3 protein-coding genes are annotated in these 3,961 nt (G+C 60.0%); 1 reads left to right on the plus strand and 2 read right to left on the minus strand.

Annotated elements, in window-relative coordinates; all coding sequences use genetic code 11:
• Window positions 1–385 precede the first annotated feature (385 nt).
• Together AB0O67_RS36895 and AB0O67_RS36900 are read right to left on the minus strand one after the other, a co-directional pair.
• The gene (locus AB0O67_RS36895) at window positions 386–1,675 is read right to left on the minus strand and encodes a Shedu anti-phage system protein SduA domain-containing protein (RefSeq protein WP_365460352.1); all 1,290 of its coding nucleotides are present in this window, start codon (window positions 1,673–1,675) and stop codon (window positions 386–388) included.
• Window positions 1,676–1,818: 143 nt separating this feature from the next.
• Entirely contained in the window at window positions 1,819–3,003 is a 1,185-nt protein-coding gene (locus tag AB0O67_RS36900) for a DNA cytosine methyltransferase (protein WP_365460355.1), read from the minus strand.
• Between the two features lie 315 nt (window positions 3,004–3,318).
• Here AB0O67_RS36900 and AB0O67_RS36905 point away from each other — a divergent pair.
• Window positions 3,319–3,961: hypothetical protein (locus tag AB0O67_RS36905; RefSeq protein ID WP_365460358.1), on the plus strand; the 643-nt coding region annotated here is incomplete at its 3' end.

A 3,961-nucleotide genomic window follows, 5' to 3' on the forward strand; every position in this document is an offset into this window, starting at 1 on the left:
GTTCACTGGGCTTTTCTGAAATTTTTTATATTTTAATTTATATTAACAAATTTATTACATTATTGAAGTATAAATTGTTCTAGTCTCTCTCTAAACCGATGGCCGCGCCCACTCGTTGCAATCCCCTGCTAGACCCAGGTGTCCAGCCACATCCGCGAGCGCCAGTCGTCCATCGGGATGGACTGGCCGGTGTAGATGGGCCAGAAGTAGATGATGCTCAAGGCGGCCAAGACGGTCGCCAAGAGTGGGTGCCCGCAGATGTTCACTGGTCAACGAGGGCCCACCTTTGGAGTCCTGGGGCATCTGTGGGGCACAGGGGTGCCGCGAGTCCGAACGGCAGGTCACGGAAGCCTCTCGCCCTTGAGGCATACGTCAAACGCACCCGCTAGAAGATAGTTCCGCCATCCTCACTTGCCGTGCGGCTTACGCGGTCACCTGAATTCTGTTTGGGAAAATTCTGCTGGCTCGGTCGGAAGAGGTCCATTGTCTCTTCCTCGAACTTTAGCGTCCTGTCTGCGGCATCCAGCAAGTCAGGCCAGGTGACAACCTCAATGCGGTTGATCATGCCGTTATAGGTTCGGATGGCTTGGTCAATCATCTGTCTTGTGGCTGCCGCGTACTTGCGTTTCGGGTCCTCGGCTACATGCACGTGGTCAGGATTGCCAATGACGACAGTGGCGCGGGCTCGGCAGAGATCATATTCGAGCCCGTTCCTCTTGTAGTAGGTTTCCATTGCAGTGCCGGCTTCGTCCAAGTCGCGAAGATAGTTCATGGCTTGACCGACGGCCTCGTGTACCTGCGGCCCAGGAATGAGGTGAGAACGTTGGCGCTTCACAAGCGTCGTGATATAAGAACCCTTGAGCTCCACGATGTGAATTGAACCATCGGTACAGAAGAGGGGAATGTCAAACTCATCCATGGGAATCAGGGTATTCCGTTCGGATACGCCCGTGTACCGTCCCCCGAAGATCCAGTAATGGCCTTTGATTGCTTTATGTAGATCTGTCTCGGTGGTTTTCTTATCCGCAATCATGGACCGGAGATCTGTGATTAGGTCCCGCCTGCGCGCGATAATCGCGGCCTCGGCGGCGGACAGGCCTGATGCGCTCTGCGTCGCGCTCGCAAGCAGCGTGGGCAGGTCATGCCAATTGGCCAGGATCGAACCCATCACTGAACCGGTGATGCCGAGACTTTCCAAATATTGAATGGCATTGAACGTCGCGAACTCCTGGCTCACTGAGATTACCTCATGAGCTGGGCCGCCAAAAAGGTCCGTGAGTTCTGCCAAGAGGGATTGGCCTTGCGGGTCTACAGACAAAACGTAGCCGCCAATTGGATACCATTTGTTGCTCTCAAGGCTTTCCCTTTGCAGCATAAAAACCGGTTTGCCGGTTTTCTCGACAAACTTCCTTGCCGCCTTGTGGGTTGCTGCATCTTCGTTGCGGAGCTTGATCAGAGCGATCACGACGTCGGACTTTAGGGCGCCTGTCGATTGGGTGGCGCGAACGCTTAAGTTCCCCGCCTTGCTGATATGAGTGAAATATACCCGTTTATGCGGAATGTTGGCCAATTGACCGACAAGCTTCTGCGCTTCGGTGTATTTGTGGGAGTTCGGAGCTTCGTGATCCGTATGCAGTAGTTCCCAAAGGTGTGCGAGATTCTGCGCAGAAGACATGCTGTGAAGTCTAGGCAGTTCGCGTCGGCGCCCGCAGTGATTTGGTTGCTCAGATCAGGCCCCTGCTCGTTGCCGGGGAGGGGAAGACTAACGTCACGGCCCCTGCGGTGGGGCCTGGCGGGACCCACCGCAGAAGCGGACGACTAGGCGACTGGTGCGGGCTCAGCCATACGCTCCGCATGTAGCTTCAACGCGTCCGAGAATGCCTGCGGGTAGCGCAGTCGGCTCCTGAGCAGCCGCCCATGGAATCCCGCGGTTGCGCGTAGGCTCAGTGGTGGCGCCTCGTTGATGTCCACGACGTCGAGCAGGTGTTGATAGGAGCTGCGCTCCGGCCACAGAGACACTGCTGCGGCCCAGCGTTCATCCGGCGTGCCCCAAGCAGCGGTGGGCCAGCGCATGCCCTTTGGGAGGATTATCTGGCCAGTCTCGTCGTACTCCCCGGGCGTAAGCAGCCGCTGCCCTACCCACCGCGAGACACCGACAGTCACGGCATTTCCCACGAGCTTCCACCGAACTCCAGGCTTTGCTCTCGTTAGAGCTGGCTCGGTCCAGCCGCGGGCGAAACCCTGAAGGGCCTCAGCATCTTCGATTCGAGGTGTGATGATGGCCCGGCCAGGCTCGGCGTCTCGAATCCACATAGCGGGTGAGGAAGGGATGCCGAGTCCGGACCCCCCCTTCAGTGTAGGCAGGGCGTCCTGAGCCCACCCGAGACCGGTGTTGCCCTCTGTCCAGTAGAACCCGAAGGCGTCCTCGCGGTAGTCACTGTCGGGGCGTTCGCCAGCATCATCTGCGAGCAGCACGCCGCGCGGGTCTTCCGTTCGCGACGCCACGAAGATCACCCTATGGCGTCGTTGCGGCACTCCAGTGAATCGGGAGTCCACGAGCCGATAGGCCCAGCGGTAGCCCAGGCGCTCAAATTCGCTGACCAGGTATTCCATGGCTGTGCCGCGATCGAGCGCCAACATGTTGCGCACGTTCTCGATGACGACCCAGCGCGGCGAAGCGTCCTCAAGAAGCTCGAAGAGATGCTTGACCATCCCTGATGCTTGGCCGTGAATTCCCGCTGTTCGCCCCGCCTGTGAAAGGTCGGTGCATGGGAACCCAGCGGTTACCACGTCCACATCAGGCAGGGCCTTGAGCGTCTGGATGTCGTCGTGCAGCGGAACGCCCGGAAAGTGATGCTCTAGTACCGCTTGCGCGGGCTCCCACCACTCGCAAAGAAGCTTCGTTTGCATGCCGGCTGCCTTCAGGCCGAGCTCAACACCTCCGATGCCGGCGAAGAGCCCAGCAACGGTCAGCGGTCGAGGGGAGGCGTATAGGTCTGGCATGGTGACGATGATCCCACGTCCCTCTGTTTAGGTGCGAAGCACAGCTCATCTGTGCCTCTGGGGTTGTCTACCGTCGACGCCTAGACGACCGTGAGCCCTCCATCGCTAGGGACAGAGGGTTCACGACGGCGCCGCCGGGAAGGGGCAGTCCTACGTCCTGCTGACAGAGCGCCATGGCCATCCTCTGGCCAGACAGGCGCAGGCAGGTTCGACCCCCTTCAATGAACTTCCTGGTGGGGGGATAGATGGAGGAGCACGCGCGGCCGGTCTTGAAGGCCGTTCCCTGCCGTTCGCGCCAGGTCTACGCTGCGGCGTGTGGATGATCTCTTGAGGCAAGTCCCTCTGAGCGACCAGGTGTATGAGGACGCATATCGCGCCTGGCGATCGTCGCTGACGACTCTGCTGGGGGATGCCTCGCTGCTTGAGCGGTGGCAGGACCGCCGCTATCAGTTCGCTCACCGTGTGGGGAATCTCCTGACGGAGACGCATGCCGACAGCTCCGTCACAGTGGGCCCGGTGCTCTACGGAGTGTTTGCGTCTGGGGCGGGCCTTTGTTACGTAGGGCAGACGCAGGAGGCGGAGCGTCGCCTGCGGGACCTTCCGGTGGGCGAGAGCCACCACCTGGCCAACACGGTGCCACCCGAGGTCTGGGAGCGGGTGGTGGTGATCCGATGGCCACTACTGCTCTCCGACGTGCCGGTATCCGAGCAGGCGGAGGTCGAAGCGATGGGTTCCGCGGTCTGCGGACTCGCACTCGAGCACGCGCTCCAAGTGGCAACAACCCCTCCGCTGAACAGTCGCCGACGGCGAACTTCTGGCGATTGGCAACCGCGCAACTTGATGCAAAGCCGTTCTCGTGGTGCGATCCATTCGCAGCGGATACCGGGGCTCAGCCGACTCACCCTCGCCGCCTGGAAGGCACTCTCGGAAGCGGAGGCGCCTAAGGGGGAAGCAGTGG

The sequence above is a fragment of the Streptomyces sp. NPDC086077 genome (assembly GCF_040686175.1).
Taxonomy (GTDB): domain Bacteria; phylum Actinomycetota; class Actinomycetes; order Streptomycetales; family Streptomycetaceae; genus Streptomyces.